The organism is Flavobacterium xueshanense, assembly GCF_900112975.1.
Classification (GTDB): domain Bacteria; phylum Bacteroidota; class Bacteroidia; order Flavobacteriales; family Flavobacteriaceae; genus Flavobacterium; species Flavobacterium xueshanense.
The window spans coordinates 74,677-96,578 of sequence record NZ_FONQ01000003.1 but is presented as its reverse complement, the minus strand read 5'-3'; the positions used below and the strand labels follow the sequence as shown (position 1 = coordinate 96,578).

Genomic DNA, 21,902 nt, shown 5'->3' with positions numbered 1-21,902 from the left:
TACGGATTTTTATTGATTGAAGGAATAAGTTTGGCCCGCTCTGCGGACTGTTGTGGGATTTTTAAGGGTATTTTTTGTAGTGGTTGCTAATTTTGTCCACAGATTATACGGATTTAGCGGATTTTCACTAATTTAAGGAATAAGCTTGGCCCGCTTTGCTGACTGTTGTGGGATTTTGAGGTGTGTTTGGTGGTGATAAAGGTTGCGGTTTTTAGGCAAGAGTTTTATGGATTAATGAATATAAGACCCGATTATTACAAATGAATCTGCAAAAATCTTTTGAATCGGTGGCAAAAAAGTTTTCTCTGCTCTGATAGTCTTAAAAATATTAAATAAAAGTAATTACATCCAACGGGTTAATGTATATATTTGGCCCTTTAAAAAAAAATAAAATTACATGAAATACTTTTTTTTACTAAAAAAAACAATTCCATTTTTGTTTTTAGTGTTTTTGTTCTCTTGTACTTCGAAAAAAGACATTATTTATTATCAAGACATTGATACTTTGGGCGCACAAGAAAAATCAACATCCTATGAAATTAAGGTACAACCGGATGATCTACTGATGATTATCGTTTCTGCGGAAGACCCTGAAATAGCCATTCCTTTTAATTTAACTACTTCAGCTATACCAACGGCTGACAGACCAGATGCTATCGGACAACAGTCAACACAATTGTATTTGGTGGACGTTAATGGGATTATCGATTTTCCAATTTTAGGTAAATTAAAAATAAGCGGATTGACTCGATCGGAGGTTCTTAAAATCCTACAAGACAAAATTGCTATGTTTATCAAAAATCCAATAATTAACCTTCGTATCATGAATTTTAAATATTCGGTTCAAGGGGAAGTTAATGCTCCTGGAACCTATAATGTTGCTTCCGAAAGAATTACGTTGATTGAAGCCTTGAGTAAAGCAGGAGATTTGACAATTTATGGTAAAAGGAATAGTGTTTTAATTATTCGGGAAATTGATGGTGTCAAATCCTATAATAGAGTGGATATTACCAAGGCGGGATTTATCAATTCTCCGTTTTACTATTTGGCACAAAATGATGTCGTGTATGTAGAACCCAATAAGAGTAGAATCAATGCAGCAGCAGTAGGACCAAACACCGGGGTAATTATTTCTGTTTCCTCGCTGCTGATTACCTTAATTACCTTAATTATTACCTCTTCAAAATAAATAGTTTCAATGGAAAATAACATGTCAAACGAAAATCAAGAACAGGATTTTCAATTTAAAGCTATTGTTGATCAGTATGCTTCCCACTGGAAATGGTTTGTCTTAGGTATTTTTGTTAGTTTACTAATCGCATACATTTATCTTAGATATACCACGCCTCAATACCAGGCTGCTACTACTATTTTGGTAAAAGATGAAAAGAAGGGGGGGATGCTTTCTGAACTTTCAGCTTTCGCTGATATGGGTATAGGGGGCGGTATCAAAAACAACTTAGACAATGAGGTAGAAATTTTAAGATCAAGAACATTAATTGAAAGTGTTGTAAAAAAATTGAATTTGAATACGGCTTTTATTGTTGAAGGGAATGTAATTAAAGCTGAAGTATACCAGAATTCCCCTATTATGGTCAATTTTATTGATCAGAAACCTGGTTTTTTTGAAAATAAAATGGAGTTTAAATATGTCGCAGTGACATCCAATACCTTTGAGCTGGATGATTTATCACCGGAAAAGAGTATTTTAATTGATAGTAACAACGTATTTAAGTATGGTCAGCCTATTAAAACAAAATATGGTACGTTGGTTATCAATAAATCGGCTGCACAATTAAATACAACTGATAAAAATGATAGTGAAATTATAATTGTACTCTCTCCTCTTGAGAACACAGTGGAAAGTTTCAGAACCAGATTAAAGGTTAATCCATTAAGCAAAACAAGCAGTGTTGTTGAAATCTCTTTAATTGATCCCGTGTTGACCAAAGCGGAGGATTTCTTGGATATTCTGGTGCAGAACTACAACGAAGATGCTGTTTCGGATAAAAATTTAATTTCTGAAAACACTTCAAAATTTATTGCAAATAGATTGAAATTAATTACTGAAGAGTTGGAAGGTGTTGAGCAGGATGTTCAGAGTTTTAAAAACACGAATCAGTTAACGGATATTGAAACTGAAGCGAAGCTTTTTATTGAAGGTTCAAGCGAGTATGATAAAAAAGGGGTAGAAGCAGATATCCAATTGAATGTTATCTCTTCGATGCTGGACTTTATGAAGAAAAGTAAAAAATCGGACCTTTTGCCTGCAAATATTGTCAGTGGTGAAGCAACAGAGATGATTGGTTCGTACAATCAATTGGTTTTAGATCGGAACCGAATTATGAAATCGGCAACCGAAGCTAATCCAACTGTTATTAAAATAGACCAACAACTGTCATCTTTAAAATCAAGTGTGGCTTCGAGTCTGAGTCGCATGCAATCAAATTTAAGCATCCAAAAGAGAAATTTGAACAGTCAGGAAGGACTTTTGAATTCTAAATTGGGAAAAATACCAGTGCAGGAACGTCAATTTAGAGTTATTGCCAGACAACAAAAAGTAAAAGAGGAACTCTATTTGTATCTGTTGCAAAAAAGAGAAGAGACTGCTATTTCATTATCAGCAACAGAACCTAATGCCAGAGTGATTGATGCTGCCAAAGGATCAAAAATTCCTGTGGCTCCTAAAAAAAATATAATTTATTTGGCCGCATTATTATTAGGGCTTCTTGTTCCATTTGGAATTATTTACCTGATGGATTTATTGGACACGAAAATAAAAAGTCGTTTGGACTTAGAAGGCAAAACATCAATTCCATTTATAGGCGATGTGCCTAAATCCGATAGTCCTTCGGAAATCATAAAATCAGAAAGCCGCAGCAGTTCGGCAGAGGCGTTGCGAATCATCCGAACGAATTTAGAATTTATGCTCAGTAAGGTTCCCGAAAGCCAAGCTAAAACCATTTTTTTAACGTCTACTTTTCCTCAAGAGGGGAAGACTTTTGTTTCGGCTAATCTGGCTGCGACCTTCGCCTTGTCCGGTAAAAAAGTATTGTTGATAGGAATGGATATCAGAAACCCAAGGTTGGATGAATATTTGACATTGCCGGATCGAGGAGTCACGAATTACTTGTCTTCTAAAGATTTGGTATTAGAAGATTTGATTGTTAAATATGAAGGATTTGATGATTTTCATGTGTTACCTGCCGGTGTAATACCTCCTAATCCTGCAGAGATGTTAATGAACAAGAAAGTGGATACACTTTTTGAAATTGTAAAAAAGCAATACGACTATATAATAGTGGATACGGCTCCGGTCAGTTTAGTAACCGATACGTTATTGATTGCAAAGCATGCAGATTGTTTTATTTATGTGGCTCGTGCTAATGTATTAGAAAAACGAATGCTGAATATTGCCAACACCTTATACAGAGAACAAAAATTACCAAATATGTGCTTACTGCTTAATGATACCGATTCTACTAAAGGCTATGGCTATGGGTACGGTTATGGTGTAAAAGTTGAAAAAGAGCCTTGGTATAAAAAAATATTTTAATTCAGGAAATTTATTGTTTTAGTTTGATTTTACTTAAAAGTTTACAAAATATTTTTTTGTAAACTTTTTTTTATTTAACCGGAAGATTAGTTGTAGAATTCACAGTTTTTGGGCATTATAATACAATTAATTTTATTTTTGCCAGAATTAAATGTGTGAGTTTGTTATTGTTACTAAAATGTAAATTAAAAATCATTTTTTGATGTACATTTCCTACTGAAACGATAGATTTTCCTATATTTTTACTTTAGCTTTGTAAAAATTTTGAAAAGATGGTAATCTGCTATGTGGATTGCAGCGGCGAAGCCGTATCCTATTGCGAATAAAAACTATTTTTAAAAATATCAATATCATCTCTTTACGCACGACTATTAGTTTTAAAACTTTAAAATAATTATGAAAAAAATACTTATTGCAATAGTAGTGGTTTTATCGCTGCTTCATACTTCTGTTGTTTCGGCTCAGGATTTGTTCTCTGGCAGTGATTTAAGCACCGTCCAAGTGGATAATTTATCTAATGCCGATATTATTAAGCTGAAAAATCAGTTGCAAGCGAATTCTATTTCGTTAACACAGGCGGAAAAGTTAGCGTTGTCCAAGGGTATGTCGGCGACAGAATTTGGTAAACTAAGAATTCGTCTGGAAACTGTTTCAGATACTCCTAGTTCAGACAACAGTAGTTCTTTGAATGGTACCGTTGATTCCAAAGAACTCACCCGAAAGCAAGAGAAAATTAGTAATATAAAAGTTAAGGATACTGTAAATGCCTTAATTTTTGGATCGGAACTTTTTGATACGCCTACATTAAATTTTGAACCCAATTTAAAACTGGCCACCCCTGTAAACTATGTTTTGGGACCTGGCGATGAATTGCAAGTAAGTGTATATGGTGTGCAGGAATTTAATGCGGCGGTGCCAGTTACAATGGAAGGTAAAGTTAACATTCAGTATGTAGGCCAAATTGCTGTTTCAGGAATGACCATTGAAGCGGCTACTCAAAAAATAAAAGCGGCCATTGCTCGTGTTTACAGTACAGTAGCCTCGGGGCAATCGCAAGTAGGTATTAGTCTGAATCGAATTCGAACTATACGAGTAACGATCATAGGCAGCAAGCAGCCGGGAAATTATTCAATTTCTTCTTTGGCCACGGTTTATAATGCGTTATTTTTGGGTGGTGGCCCGGGGAAGAATGGCAGTTACCGAAATATTGAGTTGTTGCGAAATAATGTTGTCTATCGCAATGTCGATTTATATCGTTTTCTCGTGAATGGTGACCAATCCGATAATGTCGGGCTAAAAGACAATGACGTCATCCGAATTCCAGCCTATAATCAAAGAGTTACTGTAGAAGGACAAGTGAAACGTCCCGGAATTTTTGAAATGAAGAAAGGAGAAACTTTTTCTGACTTACTTACTTTTGCTTCCGGTTTTAATGAATTTGCCTATACCGCATCTGTAAATGTGTTGCAAAAAACAAACAAGGAATTTAAAGTAACGGATATCAAGGGGTCTGAATTTGACAGTTATAAACCCCTTTCCGGAGATGTGTTCCGAGTTTCTAAAATTTTAAACCGCTTTGAAAACCGAATTAAAATAGAAGGCGCCGTTTTTAGACCCGACACCTATTCTTTTTATGAAGGAATGCGTGTTTCTGATTTAATCAGTAAAGCAGATGGTTTAAAAGAAGATGCGTATACCAATAGGGCGAGAATTATTCGATTGCAATCGGATCTGACTACAGAAATTGTCAATGTCAATTTGGATCAGGCTTTAAGCGGTGATCTTGACGCTGATGTTCCTTTAAAACGGGAGGACGTTGTCACTGTATATTCTATTTTGGATTTTGAAGAAGAATTCAAGATAACCATTGATGGTGAGATAAAAAAACCAGGAGTATACCAATATTATGATAATTTGACTTTGAATGATTTATTAGTTCAGGCTGGTGGTTTAACCGGTTCGGCTTCTAAAAGAGTTGAGGTAGCGCGAATGATCATTTCAGAGGAAATTGATGATACCAATCCCAATAAAGCAGAATTGTTTAATATAGAAATTATTGCCGGTAATAACGAACAGGCAAAAAACTTTGCCTTGCTTCCTTTTGATGTGGTGAATATCCGCAAAATGGCGGTGTACGATAAACCGGAGATGGTTACGGTAACCGGAGCTGTACATTATGCAGGAAAATATGTGTTGGCAAACAAAAAAGATCGCGTATATGACGTTATTCAAAGAGCAGGCGGATTGACTTCCGTTGCCAATATAGAGGGAGTGAGAATAAAAAGACCTATTCAGGCCAAACAAATAGAAGATTTGGAAAATGTGAATCTGAACTTAGGTAAACAAGATAGTATTCAAGCCAAATTAGAAAAAAAATTAAAGGAGGACTTGAAATATGCTACCATTCCAGTAGATTGGAAAGCAATTGTGAAAAATCCAAAAAGCAGTACCAATGTCACTCTATTTTCTGGCGATGAAATAGAAGTGGTAGCATTTAATGAAGGCGTAAAAGTTACTGGAAATGTCTTGTTGACTTCAGAGATTCCCTATGATGGTGGCAAAGGATTTAATTACTATGTAAACGCCGCAGGAGGTGTTGATGCAAAAGGTTGGAAAAAAAAGGCGTACATCATTTATCCAAATGGGAAAGCGGCAGTGGCACATTCATTTTTGTTTATACGATCCTATCCTAAAGTCACTCCCGGTTCACAAATTATAGTGCCTGAAAAACCTGAGACCAAAAAAATGAGTACTGGGGAGTTTGTTAGTATTGCCGGTGTGTTAGCAAGTTTGGCGGGGGTTATAATTGCGATATTGAGGTAATAGTCAGTGTTCAGTGTTCGGTAATCAGGTTGCAGTGTTCAGTCTCAGATAGCAAATTTAAATTGTTTTACTGCGTCCCTAAAGAGCTATAAATGAAAACATTAAACAGGTTTTTGTAGACACTGTTATAAAAGCACATTTTAATAATAAATAAAATACAAGCGTAAAATATTGATAATATGAGCGAACAAAATTCCAATGACGAAGTCACCTTAAAACAATTAGTAGAGAAAGGTAGAGAATGGTTTTACTACATACTTTCACAATGGAAAGTCATTTTACTTGTTGGCGTTATAGGAGGAGCTTTAGGCTTCGTGTATTCAATCAGTAAAAAACCAATTTATACTGCTACGTTATCTTTTGCTTTGGAAGATGAAAAAGGCAGTTCTAGTTTGGGTGGTGCATTAGGTTTAGCCAGTCAATTTGGGTTAGATCTTGGCGGCGGCGGAGGTAGTGTTTTCACAGGTTCGAATTTAACTGAATTATTCAAATCCCGAAGTATGGTGGAGCAAACATTATTAACTCCCGTTGTTTTTGATAAAAAAAGCAGTTCCTTGGCAGAAATGTATATTCAAAATTCGAAATGGCGAGAGCAATGGAAGGGTAAGTCTAAATTTGAAAATATTCAGTTTTTGCCCAATGCTGAACGAAAATACTTTACGCGAATACATGACAGTATATTGGGAGTAATGTATGATGAGTTGTCAAAAGGAGGGTTATCTGTAGGTCAAAAAGATAAAAAAGTGTCCATTATCAGTGTTGAAGTAGCTTCGATAAATGAATTATTTGCAAAATATTTCTCTGAAGCCTTAGTTAAACAGGTATCTGATTTTTATGTGATCAGTAAAAGTAAAAAGGCTAGGCTTAATATGGATATCCTTGAAAGGCAGACGGATTCAATTCGCAGGGAACTTAATGGTGCAATTACAGGAGTTGCGGTTGCCAATGATAATACCTTCAATTTAAATCCTGCCCTAAATGTAAGAAGAGCTCCGTCGGCTCGCAGACAGGTTGATGTGCAAGCAAATACCGCTATTTTAACAGAACTTGTTAAACAAACAGAATTGGCGAAAGTAACTTTACGGAAAGAAACTCCACTAATTCAAATAATTGACAAACCAATTTTGCCATTGAAAAAAGAAAAATTTGGTAGACTTAAGGGAATTATAATAGGAGGTTTTTTAGCGGGGTTTATGTCTGTAATTTATTTAATATTTAGAAGGTTATTTAAACTTTTGTCTCAAGGATAGTTTTTTAGCTATTCGTGTTAATAGAAGTATTAAAATTTATAGAAATGTTTTTAATTTTGTTTAGATTTTTATAATACTAATTAGATCTATTTATGTTCAGCAGCAAAGTAATTAGCTTACTCCATAAAATTAAATTGAGAGCTTTAAAAGGCTAGGAATATCAATTGTATTAAATCATAAAAATGATAAATAGTAAAATTAACGTAACAAAAACTTTTTTTCCTCCATTGGCCGAGTATAACGAACAATTACAAAGGATATGGAATAATGAATGGTTAACTAACCGGGGAGAGTTGTTACTAGAATTGGAAGAAAAATTGATGAAACATCTTCGAGTTTCTAATATTATAATTATGAATAATGGAACTATTCCATTACAAATTGCTCTTAAAATTTTAGGGAATAATGGTGAAATAATAACAACTCCATTTAGTTACGTAGCTACCTCCGCGGCAATTGTATGGGAAAATTGTAAGCCAGTTTTTGTCGATATTCACCGAGAATATTTAACTATTGATGAAACCAAAATTGAAGCGGCAATAACTCCCAAAACAACTGCAATTTTAGCGACTCATGTTTTTGGAAATCCGTGTAACATAGACGCAATTGAAGTTATTGCTAAGAAATATAATCTAAAAGTAATTTATGACGCTGCACATTGCTTTGGAGTAACTTATCAAGGACGATCTATTTTCGAATATGGTGATGTTAGCACTTGTAGTTTTCATGCTACTAAATTATTTCATACTGGAGAGGGTGGTGCATTGTTCTGTAATGATGAAGAACTTAGAGAAAAAATGTTTTACAGTCATAATTTTGGTCATAATGGTCCGATAAATTTTCATGGATTAGGAATAAATGGGAAAATATCCGAATTGCAAGCCGCTATGGGATTGGCTGTTTTGCCTTTTATGGATGGTATTGTGTACGGCAGAAAAAAAGCAGTAGATTTTTATAACAAAAATTTGGATTTTAAAAAATTGACAGGATTAAAACTTAGAGAAAATACACTATGGAATTATAGCTACTATTGTGTCATTTTTGAAACAGAAGCAATTTTATTAAAAGTGCAAAAAGCTTTGAATGAGGAACAAATTTTCCCTAGACGTTATTTTTACCCGTCGTTGAATACTATCAATTATACTAACGGTTCTAAAATGAATATTTCCGAGAGTATTGCTTCTAGGGTTTTATGTTTGCCTCTCTATAAAGAAATAGAAATTAGTCAAGTCAAAAGAATTATTATGATAATAAATCTTAACATTTAATGAAAGCAGCAATTATGCAACCCTATTTTTTTCCATATATAGGGTATTTTAGTTTAATTAAACATACCGATATTTTCATATTATTTGACCCTGTGCAGTTTATTCGTCATGGCTGGATTGAAAGAAATAGGATATTAAAACAAAATAGTGGGTGGTTATATATTCAAGTTCCTATAATCAATAAAGGGCGGGACGTAATTATTCAGGATTTGATAATTGATAATAGTCAAGAATGGAAAAATAAAATAGTAGCCCAATTACAGCCTTATAAAAAAATAGCACCTCATTATTATAAAGTGATGAAATTAATTGATGAAATTTTTGATAAAGATTATCAGTATTTAATTGATTTAAATTATGAAACAATAAAAAGAATCTGTAGCTATTTAAATATTGATAGAGAAATTTTTATTTTTTCCAAAATGAACTTGAAAATAGAAGTTGCAAATGCTCCTGACGAATGGGCATTAAATATTTGTAAAGTTTTGGACAACGTCACTGAGTATTGGAATCCACCTGGAGGCGAAAGTTTTTTTGATAAATCAAAATACGATGCAGCTAATATAAAACTTAACTTTCAATCTGTAGCTATCAATCCTTATGATCAAAAGCTTAAAAGTTTTGAAGCTGGGCTGTCTATTATTGATGTGATAATGTTTAATTCTCCGGAAGAAGTTAATGAGATGTTAGATAATTATCAATTAAAATGAAATCGATAGGAGGTTATTTTGAATTAGAATCAAGGTCATTTGGTGCCTATTATTCAGATGGTATAGCTTTAAATACAGCTAGAAATGCCTTTGAATATCTATTAAAAGTTCGAAAATACAGTAAAGTATATTTGCCTTATTTTACATGTGAGGTTATGTTAGAACCTTTAAAAAAATTAGAAATTGATTTTCAATTTTATGAAATAGATAAAAATTTGGAACCTGTTTTTGACTATACTACAATAATGGTGCAGGAAGGGTTTTTATATACAAATTACTTCGGGTTGAAAGATCGATTTATAAATAAATTAGCAACCAATATCTCTAATTTAATTATCGATAATGCACAGTCATTTTTCTCAGCCCCACTTGATAAAATAGACACTATATATTCAGCGCGAAAGTTTTTTGGAGTTAGTGACGGTGCCTACTTATTTTGCGATAAACTGTTAAATGAAGAATTGGAACTAGACCTTTCTTTCAACCGAATGTCACACTTACTTAGACGTGCAGATACAAATGCTGAGGACGGTTACGTGGATTTTTGCAGGAATGATGCTAGTTTATCAAATCAGTCGCTCAAACACATGTCTCATTTGACGCATAAAATTTTGAATTCAATTGACTACGATCAAGTTAAAAAAAGAAGGGTCGAAAACTTCCAGTATTTACATCATTTTCTAAAGGATAAAAATTTATTCCAAATTGAAGAGTCACATGATCAAATTCCTATGGTATATCCTTATTGGACGAAAGATATTACGTTAAGAAATAAATTGACAGTTAATAGAATTTACTGTGCAACTTATTGGCCGAATGTTTTGGAATGGTGTGATAAAGACAGCGTGGAAGTTCAGCTAACAAATGAATTAGTTCATTTGCCCATTGATCAAAGATATGATTTAGCTGACATGAAAAATATTTTGAAGTATGTATAAAATTCTAATTCGGCCATTAATAGTTGAAGATGCAGCTATCTCGTGGAGATGGAGAAATGATGCAGAAGTTTGGAAGGAAACAGGTCAAAAACCGGATAAACCAATCACTTTTGAGATAGAAAATGAATGGATTAGTAGAGTCGTAAAAGAGCAAACTACTAAACGATTCGCAATTACTGTAGATAATCAATATGTTGGTAATGTGCAACTTACTGATGTAATTGATTCAACTGCCCAATTGCACATTTTTATTGGTGAGAAATCTTTTTGGGGTAAAGGAATAGCAAATCAGGCTGTATATCAAATGTTAAATTATGCAAAGGAAATACTTAAATTGACCGATGTTTATCTACATGTCAAGAAAAGTAATAAAGCAGGAATTAAAGTATACCTTAAAAACTCTTTTGTTGAAGTTGCATTTGATAACGATCAGGTAAAAATGTCCTGTAAATTGGAAGATCTTATAGCACCAACCATAAGTATATTTTGTATGGTTTATAATCATGAAAAATATATAGCAAATGCGATTGAAGGTTTTTTAATGCAAAAAACAAACTTCAATAGTGTTATAGTAATTGGAGAAGACTGTTCGCGGGATGGTTCTCGAAAAGTTATAGATTCCTATGTAGAAAGATATCCGGGAAAATTTAAACTAATGTACCATGATGTAAATGTAGGGGCACATAAAAATCAGGAAATTATTTTAAAAAATTGTAACGGAAAATATGTTGCCATTTGCGAAGGTGATGACTATTGGACAGATCCATTCAAATTACAAACACAGGTTGATTTTTTGGAATGGAATGATACGTATGGAATATGTTTTACGGATTATAAGATTTACAATCAAAATACCAATACCTATGATCATCCCAATTTAATTGAAAAATATAAAAGCAAAAATTCCTTTTCAAGAAATGAAATTGTCTTAGATAATTTCATACCCACATTAACTTCGGTTTTTAGAAATAGGCATGAAATTATTCAGTATTTAGAAAAGGAATTTTTTCCTGGAGATTGGTTTATCCACATTTTAAATGCCAAGTTTGGAAAAATTAAATTTTTACCAATAAATTCTGCTGTTTATAGAAAACATGGAGGGGGAGTTTGTTCCTCATCAGATCCAATTTTAAATAATTCGAAATATTTGAAGTCAATAGAAATATTTCGAAAACAGTTTAGGACAGATTATATCTTGCAATTACTCTTTTTTATTACAAAAACCAAAATTCGATTTCAATCTTTAAAATTTAGATTAAAACATATATTAAAACGGGAATGAAGAAAAAAGTTATAATTAGGCTCCAGGGTGGTCTCGGTAATCAGCTTCATCAATATGCATATGGATTATTGTTGGCAAAAAAAATTAATGCAAATTTGTATTTTGATAAAGAATTTTTGACGCATCATTCAAAAAAATTAGATATCACCTTACGGGATCTTGAAATTATTAAATTTAAGATTAATGCTAGATTTTATAAATCCATTTTGTCCAATCAGTTATTATTAAGTCTTTTGAAACGATTGAAATTAAATAGTATTTTCAATTTCTTCAAAATGAATATTATTTCTAATTACACTCCGCTGGAAAGTTTAGGAAACGATAGTATCAATTTTTATTATTTGGATGGAATAATGGGGAATATTGTTGATTACCAAAATGACAAAGCGTATTTGCTTGAAAATTTAAAAATTAATGATGATTACATTCCTTTAAAAAATTTAGCGAAAAGCAACATTAAAGAAAGCGAATCCGTTGCTATTCACATTAGACGAACTGATTATTTAAAAGCGGGGAGCATTCATCACGTGCTGGATATGGATTATTACAAGCGAGCAATGGACTATATCGAGTCAAAATTTAAAAATCCTACTTATTATGTTTTTAGTGATGACAAACAATTTGTAAAAGAAAATTTCAGCGGTAGTACTATTCAAATATTGAATGATGTGGACAAAGACGTTGCGTTCTTTGATTTTTTAGCAATTAAAAGTTGTAAGCACTACATTATAGCAAACAGCACATTTAGCTGGTGGGCCGCATACCTTGGAAATACCGCAGAAAGTACGACTATAGCGCCCTCAGTATGTCTGACTTCCCAAGAATTAGATTTGAAAATAACGTATCCGAAAAATTGGATTGTTTTTTGAAAAAAGAAGTAAATGAAATTAAGAAATTTAGAAATTAGCTTTTCAAAAAACAGTGAATTTTTATGGTTAATGGGAGGACAACTTGTGTCTATTCTTTTTAGCATCGTAATTGTTAAGATTATAACAAAAATTGGAACGTCTGATTTTGGAATTTATTCGCTGATTCTTACCATTTCGGCATTAGTTTCGGCTTTGTTAGTAGGCCCTTCTGAGCAAGGTTTTGTAAGGTATTTTTTCAGCTTTGAAGGTTTAGAAAATAAAAGAAGGTTTATAAATGTAATATATCTTTTTTTTATTTTAACAGTTATTTTAATCGCTCTTATAGCTATTTTAATGAGCCTATTTAAAATAATAGTAGAGCCTAATGTACTGCTTACTGCCGTTTTTATTGTATTCTTTACTTTTTCCAGTTTTTTTGCATCCTTATTCAATTTGATTAGAAAAAGAAAGTTAAATACCATAATTATAGTCCTTGAGAAGTTAGTATCTACTGCGCTACTTTACACACTAATGTTTAATAAAATTTTGAACATTACAAATGTTTTACTGGTATTGTCTTTTTCAATTATAGTAGGATTAGTAATGAGGATAAGTTATTTTAATTCGGTATTTAATTATAGAATTTGGAGAGACCTTAAATCGATAAGCTGGAGGGAATATTTAATATACAAAAAAGTATTTGTTTTTTCCATTCCACTGGTAATTTGGGGATTGGCAGGATGGCTGGAAAGTAGTAGCGACCGATGGGTTATAGCACATTTTTCAAATTTAGATACTGTTGGTATATACTCCTTGATGATTACTTTATCTTCGTATTTGATAGCAACGCCGTTGGGCGTTGTTGGACAATATTTTCAACCGATAATATTTGAGCAAATTAACCGACTTGATTTAAACAGTAAATCAAACAAAGTATTGAATAATTTTTTCCGCAGTTGTATTTTTTTAGTTGCTTTTGGTGTATTGTTTTCCTTGTTATTTGGTAAATTACTGCTCTCTTTTATAGCAATTAATTTTGCAACATTTTGGTATTTTTTACCATTTTTTAGTCTTTCCATTGGTCTGTTCCAATTAGCACAGGCCTATACAATTTTTGGTATGATTTATGAAAAACCAAGAGTATATTTAATACCAAAAATTATACTTGGGGTTGTTTCTCTATTATTAAATATCGCAGGCGTTTACTATCTTCAGATCATTGGGCTAACTATCAGTATGATATTGGCAAGTTCTATTTACTTAATTATGGTTTTAATGATAAATAGAAAATTTAAATATCATTTATAAAATGAAAATTTTACATACAGTTGAGTCGTATTTACCAGCAATGCACGGTATGCAAAAAGTAGTTCAACAAATATCTGAGAAACTAGTGTTGTTGGGGCATGAGGTTACAATTGCTACAAAATTTTCGTCTGAAAGGTTAGATTTAATTATTAATGGCGTTGGTATACAATCATTTAAACTATCAGGAAATTCTGTAGAAGGTATAAATGGTACTCAGGATGAAAAAGATAGATATATAAATTTTATTATAAACGGTAATTTCGATATTGTGTCTAATTTTGCTGCTCAGCAGTGGGCAACCGATATTTTATTGCCGCATTTGGACCGTATTAAGAGTAAAAAAATTTTCATACCTACTGGATTTTCGAAATTGAATGATAGTCGTTATCAATCTTATTACAACAATATGGGCGATTGGCTTAAAAACTATGATTGTAACATTTTTCTGTCAGATGATTATCAAGATATTAATTTCGCAAGGGAGCATGGAGTAGAAAAATTAACTGTCATTGCCAACGCAGCTTCATATGATGAATTTTTTGGTTTAAAAGATGATGATATTAGACAAAGTTTAAAAATTGGAAATGATGAGTTTCTACTTTTGATAGTAGGTTCTCATACTGGTTTAAAAGGACATTCAGAGGCAATGAGTATTTACAGACGTGCCAATATCATTAATTCTACCTTGTTAATAGTTGGAAACCACACTTTATATAAGTCGTTCTTTAAAACAATCTTGATAAATTTGCTCAAGGAGATATTGAATTTTTTTTCCTTTATTACCAAAAAGAAATACGTATCTTCTTGTTATCACAGTTGTTCCATTAAAGCACGATGGTATAATTTTTTATTTTATTTAAAATCTAATAAAAAGAAAATTATTGTCAAGGATTTTAACCGTATTGACACACTAAGAGCATACTCCGCCGCAGATTTATTCCTTTTCCCATCAAATATAGAATGTTCACCATTAGTTTTATTTGAAGCAATGGCATCAAAAACGCCTTTTCTTGCTTCCTCTGCTGGTAATTCAGTGGAAATTGCTGCCTTAACAAAAGGAGGACTTATTTTACCTACTATAAAAAAGGAGGACGGTTACAGCAATGTCAAAATCAATGAGTCTGTTAAATTGCTGGAAAATTTATATGAAAATAATCACCTAAGGGCTGATTTACAGAGAAATGGCTATGATTCTTGGCTGAATTTTTATACATGGGAGATTATTACTAAACAATATGAAAGTTTATATTTAACCTTATTGTCTTAATAGCATATGATTTATTATATTCTTTTTATGTTTTTCATATTCGGTTATGTTTTCTTTAGCAGATATTGCTGGAATAAAAATAGTATGGGGTCACTTTGTGTCCCATTAATCGTTAGTGTATTATTTGCAGGACTTAGGGGTAACGTTGGTACGGATACTTTTGCCTATAAAACATATTTTAATTCAATAGGCGATACCAGTGAAATAATTAGTAAAGGTTTAGTATTTGCATTTGAACCGGGATTTATTCTCTATGCGACAATAATTAGGTTTATTATAAATAGTGATCAGTTTTTTATTTTTTCTTTATCCTGTTTATACGGTATTCTATTGTACAAAATTTTGCAAAAAATTGAAGAAAAAGATTTGTTTTTTCTGTTTTATATTTCCGCTTTTTATATTATGTTCAATCTTAATTTATTGAGATTTGGCATTTCATTACTATTTATTGGAAATGCTTATTTAATGATGTTAAAAGAAGATAAAAAATACATTTATCTCTTGGTTTTGGGAATATCATTCCATTATGCCGGTGTATTAGCTATAATGTTTTTTATAAAAAGAAAAGATTTTATAAAATATTTTGTGGTCTTGTTTGTATTTATTGGAATTGCCTACGCTTTTATAATAACTAAAATTAATTCTTATTTTATTGACCTATTATCTTTAACCGGAAGCTTTAAATTTGATTTTGGGTTAATTTTAGAATTTTTAATAGTGGTTGCTTTATGTCTCTTTAATAGAAGACTACAATCCAAAAAAAATATTTTATTTTTTTTTATTTACTACCTTTTCAGATGGTTTAGCTATCTTTTTGATATGTTAAATAGATTTTCTTATGTTTTAGGCTTCGTTTTGTTTTTGTTTCTTTTTACGAAAATATTTAAAGAAAAATCAAAAGCTTTGATAATTATTTTAATACTATTTAATTTATATAGAACGCTATCCTTCATTAATAATAGTGATGCCGCGATGACCAGCTTAATTGATGACGAAAGTGGATTTGCTGGACTGTTTTCTCAAACGGCATGGCTACCGTATAAGTTTTTTTGGCAATAATCAATGATTAAATTTTTTACGGATGAAAGTAACAGTAGGGTTACCGTTTTATAATAATGAAAAGACCTTAGAGATTGCGATTAAATCAATTTTAAATCAAACTTTACTGGATTGGGAATTGATTTTAATAGATGATGGTTCAGCGGACAATTCTTTGATAATTGCTAAAAAAATGGCTGATACGGATGAAAGAATACAATTAATTTCAGATGGTCAGAATAAGGGGCTTATATATAGATTAAATCAAATTATTGGCATTGCCCAAGGGAATTATATAGCCAGAATGGATGCGGATGATATAATGTTGCCAGAAAGACTTGAAAAGCAACATGCAATTTTTATTGGTAATGCCAAAATTGATATTGTTGCCACAGCGGCATTTACAATTGATGAAAATGATAATCCAATTGGAATTAGAGATACAGATGAAATAATTTTAAAAAGTAAAAAAGATATTTTTAAAAAATCATTATTGATACATCCGTCTATATTAGTTAAAAGGGGATGGTATAAATCTAATCAATACGATAAAGAATACATAAGGGCAGAGGATTTCGAATTATGGTGTAGGACATTTTCACATACTACATTTTATCGTATAACTGAACCATTACTTTTGTATAGAGAAGGTAACGTTAGTATTAAAAATTATACGTCAAGTATGAAAACACTTAGAATGATTTATAAAAAACATTCTAAAGGAATACTATCTGACGTCGAACTTGAGCGAGCTGTATTTAAAACCCATTTAAAAAGTTTAATATATCAATTTCTGGGGTTATTTTCACTACAATATTTGCTTACATCAAACAGAAATAATTCTTTGAATTCCGAACAGATTAATTACATAAAAAGTACGATACTAAAATTAAAAAATTGATTTAAAATATATGAAAGGTGAAAAAATTCTTCACATAGTAACAGTGTCTTTTGCTATTAATCATTTTTTTGGACAGCAATTTGTATTCTTAAAAAAGACCAATAATAATGAATACCATTTGGGATGTTCACCGTCTTTAGAGTTTCGTGCGCTAGCAAATAAATTGAAATACATTCCCTTAGAGGTAGAAATAACAAGATCGATTAGTCCGATAAAGGATTTAAGGGCAATATTTACAGTTTACCGATATATAAAAAAGAATCGCATCACAAAAGTAGTTGGTCATACTCCAAAAGGCGGAATGGTGGCTATGATAGCTTCTTTTTTTGCTGGAGTTTCAGAACCAATATATTTTCGACATGGTATAATATACGAGACCAGCACAGGATTCAAAAGAGTGCTTTTAAAAAATATTGAAAGATTGTCGGGTTATTTAGCGACAAAAGTAGTGTGTGTCAGTCAGTCAGTGTTAGATATCAGTATAAAGGACAAATTAAATAAAAGCAGTAAAAACCTAATTTTGGGGTTAGGAACCTGTAATGGAATTGATACTGAAGAAAAGTTTAATCCTAAGAAGATTTCTTTAGATGCAATTGAAATTTTAAGGTCTGAACTTTCCATAAATAAAAAAGATAAAATTGTTGGCTATGTTGGCCGTTTGGTCAAAGATAAAGGAATTGATGATTTGATTAGCGCATGGGAGATTATAGAGATGAGATATCCTGATTCTAAATTATTATTAGTTGGACCTATTGAAGCAAGAGATTCAATATCAGATTATTCAAAAAATAAAATTTCAAAAAATTCATCAATTATATTTACTGATTTTGTTGTTGATACTTCAACTTATTTTTCTTTAATGCATGTTTTTGTATTGCCAACTTACAGAGAAGGGTTTCCAACAGTTGCATTGGAAGCATCATCAATGAATTTACCTGTTATTATTACAAAAGCTACAGGATGTACTGAGGCTATTTTGGAAAATGAAACAGGACTTTTTATTTCAAACAATCCAAAAGACATTGCTAATAAAATTATATTTTATCTTGAAAATAAGGAAATAGCGATTAAACATGGGTTTCAAGGAAGGTTGTTTGTTCAAGAAAATTTTGAACAAACAAAAATATGGAAATTAATTTCAAAGATTTTAGAGCTTTAAGAATTTAAAACACCTTTATAAGTTTCCTTTTATATTTTTTAAATAACTTATTATAAGATATATTTTACTTAAGTGGAGATTTATGTGTTATTTTAAAAAATACACTAATTAATTTATTAAATGGTTTTCTACATAAAAGAACTTTGGAGCTCGCACGCTACTAAATGTTAGTAGTAAGAAAGATTTAGAGGGAATTTAGATTTAGTTAAAAATGTTTATGAAAATTAAAAAGACACCGATTTATTTATTAAAATTATTCATTCATTTGGTGATTTTTTAGATTTTAATTAAAAGTAATTTCTTAGTACATTTTCACTTATTAAAAATATAATAATTACAGTATGACTTTTGAAAAAACCGCTATACAGGATTTAATCCTAATCACCCCAACTGTTTTTGAAGATCCACGAGGGTATTTCTTCGAAGCCTACAACCGAGCCAGATTTTTAGAAAATGGGATAGGTTATGAATTTATACAAGACAATCAGTCCTTCTCTACCAGAGGAGTGATTCGAGGTTTGCATTTGCAGATTAATCCTTTTGCACAGGCTAAATTAGTACGTGTGTTGCAAGGAGAAATTGTTGATGTAGCAGTGGATTTGCGTAAAAGCTCCACAACTTATGGACAGCACTATAGCGTAGTTTTGAGTGCTGAAAATAAAAAACAAATAGTGGTGCCTCATGGGTTTGCTCATGGTTTTTCGGTTTTGAGTGACACTGCTTCCGTGTTGTATAAAGTTGATGGTGCGTATGATAAAAACAGCGAAAGAGGCATCCGTTATGATGATCGTACTTTGGCAATTGATTGGCAATTGCGTCCGGATGAGGTACTTGTTTCCGATAAGGATTTGGTATTGCCTGGCTTTGATGCCATTGACTGGGAGTTTTAAACGTTTAACCGCAAAGTTTACAAAGGGCACAAAATTTTTGTGTTGGTAAGTTCTTTTTAGGAGTTTAAAGTTTAAAGTTTAGAAAAGTTTCAAGTTTCAAGTTGTCTGTGCGTTTGAGAATTGAATTGCAAAGTTCAGAAAGAAGGAGTGGAGTATTCCAAATTATATGACTGGGAGTATTCAGTGTTTAGTTGCAAGGATTGCAATTCAGACGGTTGAATATCACAGTAATCTGAATCCATATTTAAAAAAATACAAATCGTTTGTACATTAGACTATAGCTACAGTATAAAATACACTTGATATCTTAGTGCTTTAGCGTTTAAGAAAAAATAAAATAAAATGAGAAAAATTTTAGTAACCGGATCGAAAGGGCAGTTGGGATCTCAATTAAATTTGTTGTCAAAAATATATTCACAATTTGAATGGATTTTTACAGACCGTGAAGAGTTGGATTTGTGTAATTTAGAACAGTTAGCAAAACAATTGAATGTTCTTAATCCTCAGATTATTATCAATTGTGCCGCACATACCGCAGTGGACAAAGCCGAAATCGAAGTTGAATTGGCTGATATGCTCAATCATCAATCAGTAGCTGTCCTTGCAAAATGGAGCCATAGTAACATGTGTAAACTGATACACATATCTACTGATTATGTTTTTGAAGGAACGGCAGCCACGGCATTAAACGAAAATGAACCAACGAAACCCATTAATGTATATGGTGTCACCAAATTAGCGGGTGAAAAGGCATGTTTACAAGAAAACCCGGATGCAATAATAATCCGCACCTCTTGGGTTTATTCTAGTTTTGGCGCTAATTTTGTCAAAACAATGTCGAAATTGATGCAAGAGCGAGATCATTTGAATGTTGTAGCTGATCAGATTGGAAGTCCTACTTACGCTGGAGATTTGGCACAAGCCATAATGACTATTGTCACACATGATATTTGGCAGCCCGGTATTTATAATTTTTCTAATGAGGGTGAAATCAGTTGGTACCAATTTGCTTTAGCGATTCAGGAAATTGGTAGTTTTGATTGCGAAATTAACGGAATTCCCACCGCTAATTATCCAACACCGGCAAAACGCCCCGCGTTTTCTTTATTGAATAAAAGCAAAATAAAAAAGACGTTTGGGGTTTCCGTGCCTGAATTTAAAGTAAGTTTAGAGAAATGTATGAAGTTGTTGAGTAGTTAGAAGTAATCAGTTTTGAGTATTCAGTTGTTTAGGAGTAATAAATAATGAGAGGAAATCGTGCATGCAATTTTCGTTTCAGCTCAGCGCTAAACATATTTGAAAATAGAAAGTTCCTTTTTAATGCGATTTAAGAGTTAACAAAAAAAGTTAGTGCGTTTTTAGAACTAATTAAAATATATAAATAAAATGAAAAAAATAGTAATCACCGGTGGTGCCGGTTTTATAGGGTCGCATGTGGTACGACTTTTTGTAAACAAGTATCCACAGTATCAAATTTTTAATTTGGATGCGCTTACTTATGCAGGAAATCTAGAGAATATAGTTGACATAGAAGCAGCTCCCAATTATACTTTTATCAAAGGGGATATTGTTGATGCCGCTTTTATTGATCAATTGTTTGAGGAACATCAATTTGACGGTGTTTTGCATTTAGCCGCTGAATCACATGTAGATCGTTCCATAACGGATCCGCTTTCTTTTGTAAAAACAAACGTGATTGGAACGATGAATTTGTTGAATGCCGCCAAAGCAACTTGGCAAGGCAATTATGAAGGAAAGCGTTTTTACCATATCAGTACCGATGAGGTTTATGGTAGTTTGGGTGCCGAAGGACTCTTTACAGAAACCACTGCCTATGATCCTAATTCGCCTTACTCTGCATCTAAAGCAAGTTCAGACCACTTTGTAAGAGCGTATGGTGAAACGTACGGTTTGCCTTATGTGTTGACCAATTGTTCCAATAATTATGGCCCTTTTCATTTTCCGGAAAAATTAGTTCCTTTATTTATTAATAACATTATTCAGAATAAACCTTTACCGGTTTATGGTGATGGAAAATATACTCGCGACTGGCTTTTTGTTGAGGATCATGCTGTAGCGATTGATTTGGTATTCCACGAGGGCAAAAACCACGATACTTATAATATTGGCGGTTTTAATGAATGGCAGAATATCGATTTGGTTAAATTGCTTTGCAAAATAATGGATGACAAATTAGGAAGAGCCCATGGAACTTCAGAAAAACTAATTACGTATGTTAAGGACCGCCCTGGACATGATTTGCGCTACGCTATTGACGCCAGTAAAATCAATACAGAATTGGGATGGAAGCCGTCGGTTACTTTTGAGCAAGGTTTGGAAAAAACGGTTAACTGGTATTTGGAAAATCAAACTTGGTTGAATAATATCACTTCTGGTGAGTATGCGACTTATTACGAGAAACAGTATAATTAGTTTTCAGTGATCAGATTTTAGAAGTTAGTATTGAGTGATTAATGTTTGGTAGTAAGTTATCAATAATTTATTGAGAATTCAGATTATAGGTAATGCGAATTAACCTATTCAAAGTTGAGAGAAGACACTGAAAGTATATAAATATGAAATCGCCATTAAAAATGAGTTTGTGTAAGCAAACACCACACATAGATAGTGATAGCAAAAATGATCAATAAATAATAAATTTAA

17 protein-coding genes are annotated in these 21,902 nt (G+C 32.2%); all 17 read left to right on the top strand.

The annotated features are described in order from the left end of the window. The first annotated feature begins 397 nt into the window (after nt 1-397). The 17 genes from BMZ76_RS04890 to rfbB all read left to right on the top strand — a co-directional run bounded on the left by BMZ76_RS04890 (nt 398) and on the right by rfbB (nt 21,671). Nucleotides 398-1,189 carry a polysaccharide biosynthesis/export family protein gene (locus tag BMZ76_RS04890; protein WP_091203613.1) on the top strand — a complete coding sequence of 264 codons (792 nt, stop codon included), beginning with the start codon at nt 398-400 and terminating at the stop codon, nt 1,187-1,189. Nucleotides 1,190-1,198: 9 nt separating this feature from the next. Further along, nucleotides 1,199-3,556, top strand: a complete 2,358-nt coding sequence (locus tag BMZ76_RS04885; RefSeq protein WP_091203612.1) for a GumC family protein — start codon at nt 1,199-1,201, stop codon at nt 3,554-3,556. A 396-nt stretch (nt 3,557-3,952) separates the two neighbouring features. Then, nucleotides 3,953-6,379, top strand: coding sequence for an SLBB domain-containing protein (locus BMZ76_RS04880; protein ID WP_091203611.1), 2,427 nt, complete (start codon nt 3,953-3,955; stop codon nt 6,377-6,379). A 179-nt stretch (nt 6,380-6,558) separates the two neighbouring features. After that, on the top strand, nt 6,559-7,629 hold the full coding sequence (locus BMZ76_RS04875; RefSeq protein ID WP_091203610.1) for a Wzz/FepE/Etk N-terminal domain-containing protein: 1,071 nt from the start codon (nt 6,559-6,561) through the stop codon (nt 7,627-7,629). Nucleotides 7,630-7,811: 182 nt separating this feature from the next. Next, nucleotides 7,812-8,897 (top strand): DegT/DnrJ/EryC1/StrS family aminotransferase, encoded by a 1,086-nt coding sequence (locus BMZ76_RS04870; protein ID WP_091203609.1) that lies wholly within the window; start codon nt 7,812-7,814, stop codon nt 8,895-8,897. Then, nucleotides 8,897-9,607 carry a WbqC family protein gene (locus tag BMZ76_RS04865; RefSeq protein ID WP_091203608.1) on the top strand — a complete coding sequence of 237 codons (711 nt, stop codon included), beginning with the start codon at nt 8,897-8,899 and terminating at the stop codon, nt 9,605-9,607. Before BMZ76_RS04870 ends, BMZ76_RS04865 begins: the two co-directional genes overlap by 1 nt. After that, on the top strand, nt 9,604-10,545 hold the full coding sequence (locus BMZ76_RS04860; RefSeq protein ID WP_091203607.1) for a hypothetical protein: 942 nt from the start codon (nt 9,604-9,606) through the stop codon (nt 10,543-10,545). The genes BMZ76_RS04865 and BMZ76_RS04860 overlap by 4 nt, the downstream gene beginning before the upstream one ends. Further along, on the top strand, nt 10,538-11,827 hold the full coding sequence (locus tag BMZ76_RS04855) for a GNAT family N-acetyltransferase (protein WP_091203606.1): 1,290 nt from the start codon (nt 10,538-10,540) through the stop codon (nt 11,825-11,827). Before BMZ76_RS04860 ends, BMZ76_RS04855 begins: the two co-directional genes overlap by 8 nt. After that, nucleotides 11,824-12,696, top strand: a complete 873-nt coding sequence (locus BMZ76_RS04850; RefSeq protein WP_091203605.1) for an alpha-1,2-fucosyltransferase — start codon at nt 11,824-11,826, stop codon at nt 12,694-12,696. The genes BMZ76_RS04855 and BMZ76_RS04850 overlap by 4 nt, the downstream gene beginning before the upstream one ends. A gap of 12 nt (nt 12,697-12,708) precedes the next feature. Next, a complete protein-coding gene (locus BMZ76_RS04845; protein WP_091203604.1) occupies nt 12,709-13,983 on the top strand; it encodes a lipopolysaccharide biosynthesis protein in 1,275 nt (424 codons plus the stop codon). A 1-nt stretch (nt 13,984) separates the two neighbouring features. Then, entirely contained in the window at nt 13,985-15,250 is a 1,266-nt protein-coding gene (locus tag BMZ76_RS04840; protein WP_091203603.1) for a glycosyltransferase family 4 protein, read from the top strand. Nucleotides 15,251-15,277: 27 nt separating this feature from the next. After that, nucleotides 15,278-16,309, top strand: a complete 1,032-nt coding sequence (locus BMZ76_RS04835) for an EpsG family protein (protein WP_167547420.1) — start codon at nt 15,278-15,280, stop codon at nt 16,307-16,309. A gap of 22 nt (nt 16,310-16,331) precedes the next feature. Continuing rightward, nucleotides 16,332-17,189, top strand: a complete 858-nt coding sequence (locus BMZ76_RS04830) for a glycosyltransferase family 2 protein (protein ID WP_091203601.1) — start codon at nt 16,332-16,334, stop codon at nt 17,187-17,189. Nucleotides 17,190-17,199: 10 nt separating this feature from the next. Next, complete coding sequence (locus BMZ76_RS04825) at nt 17,200-18,348, top strand: glycosyltransferase family 4 protein (RefSeq protein ID WP_091203600.1); 1,149 nt, start codon at nt 17,200-17,202, stop codon at nt 18,346-18,348. Between the two features lie 341 nt (nt 18,349-18,689). Beyond that, nucleotides 18,690-19,238 carry a dTDP-4-dehydrorhamnose 3,5-epimerase gene (gene rfbC / locus BMZ76_RS04820; RefSeq protein WP_091203599.1) on the top strand — a complete coding sequence of 183 codons (549 nt, stop codon included), beginning with the start codon at nt 18,690-18,692 and terminating at the stop codon, nt 19,236-19,238. A gap of 342 nt (nt 19,239-19,580) precedes the next feature. Further along, the gene (gene rfbD, locus BMZ76_RS04815; RefSeq protein WP_091203598.1) at nt 19,581-20,438 is read left to right on the top strand and encodes a dTDP-4-dehydrorhamnose reductase; all 858 of its coding nucleotides are present in this window, start codon (nt 19,581-19,583) and stop codon (nt 20,436-20,438) included. A gap of 186 nt (nt 20,439-20,624) precedes the next feature. Continuing rightward, nucleotides 20,625-21,671, top strand: coding sequence for a dTDP-glucose 4,6-dehydratase (gene rfbB, locus BMZ76_RS04810; RefSeq protein WP_091203597.1), 1,047 nt, complete (start codon nt 20,625-20,627; stop codon nt 21,669-21,671). Nucleotides 21,672-21,902 lie beyond the last annotated feature (231 nt).

What these genes read in the sequence shown, in the direction of transcription:
- BMZ76_RS04890 (WP_091203613.1), top strand. Translation starts at nt 398, where the DNA reads ATGAAATACTTTTTTTTACTAAAAAAAACAATTCCATTTTTGTTTTTA.
- BMZ76_RS04885 (WP_091203612.1), top strand. Translation starts at nt 1,199, where the DNA reads ATGGAAAATAACATGTCAAACGAAAATCAAGAACAGGATTTTCAATTT.
- BMZ76_RS04880 (WP_091203611.1), top strand. Translation starts at nt 3,953, where the DNA reads ATGAAAAAAATACTTATTGCAATAGTAGTGGTTTTATCGCTGCTTCAT.
- BMZ76_RS04875 (WP_091203610.1), top strand. Translation starts at nt 6,559, where the DNA reads ATGAGCGAACAAAATTCCAATGACGAAGTCACCTTAAAACAATTAGTA.
- BMZ76_RS04870 (WP_091203609.1), top strand. Translation starts at nt 7,812, where the DNA reads ATGATAAATAGTAAAATTAACGTAACAAAAACTTTTTTTCCTCCATTG.
- BMZ76_RS04865 (WP_091203608.1), top strand. Translation starts at nt 8,897, where the DNA reads ATGAAAGCAGCAATTATGCAACCCTATTTTTTTCCATATATAGGGTAT.
- BMZ76_RS04860 (WP_091203607.1), top strand. Translation starts at nt 9,604, where the DNA reads ATGAAATCGATAGGAGGTTATTTTGAATTAGAATCAAGGTCATTTGGT.
- BMZ76_RS04855 (WP_091203606.1), top strand. Translation starts at nt 10,538, where the DNA reads ATGTATAAAATTCTAATTCGGCCATTAATAGTTGAAGATGCAGCTATC.
- BMZ76_RS04850 (WP_091203605.1), top strand. Translation starts at nt 11,824, where the DNA reads ATGAAGAAAAAAGTTATAATTAGGCTCCAGGGTGGTCTCGGTAATCAG.
- BMZ76_RS04845 (WP_091203604.1), top strand. Translation starts at nt 12,709, where the DNA reads ATGAAATTAAGAAATTTAGAAATTAGCTTTTCAAAAAACAGTGAATTT.
- BMZ76_RS04840 (WP_091203603.1), top strand. Translation starts at nt 13,985, where the DNA reads ATGAAAATTTTACATACAGTTGAGTCGTATTTACCAGCAATGCACGGT.
- BMZ76_RS04835 (WP_167547420.1), top strand. Translation starts at nt 15,278, where the DNA reads ATGTTTTTCATATTCGGTTATGTTTTCTTTAGCAGATATTGCTGGAAT.
- BMZ76_RS04830 (WP_091203601.1), top strand. Translation starts at nt 16,332, where the DNA reads ATGAAAGTAACAGTAGGGTTACCGTTTTATAATAATGAAAAGACCTTA.
- BMZ76_RS04825 (WP_091203600.1), top strand. Translation starts at nt 17,200, where the DNA reads ATGAAAGGTGAAAAAATTCTTCACATAGTAACAGTGTCTTTTGCTATT.
- rfbC (WP_091203599.1), top strand. Translation starts at nt 18,690, where the DNA reads ATGACTTTTGAAAAAACCGCTATACAGGATTTAATCCTAATCACCCCA.
- rfbD (WP_091203598.1), top strand. Translation starts at nt 19,581, where the DNA reads ATGAGAAAAATTTTAGTAACCGGATCGAAAGGGCAGTTGGGATCTCAA.
- rfbB (WP_091203597.1), top strand. Translation starts at nt 20,625, where the DNA reads ATGAAAAAAATAGTAATCACCGGTGGTGCCGGTTTTATAGGGTCGCAT.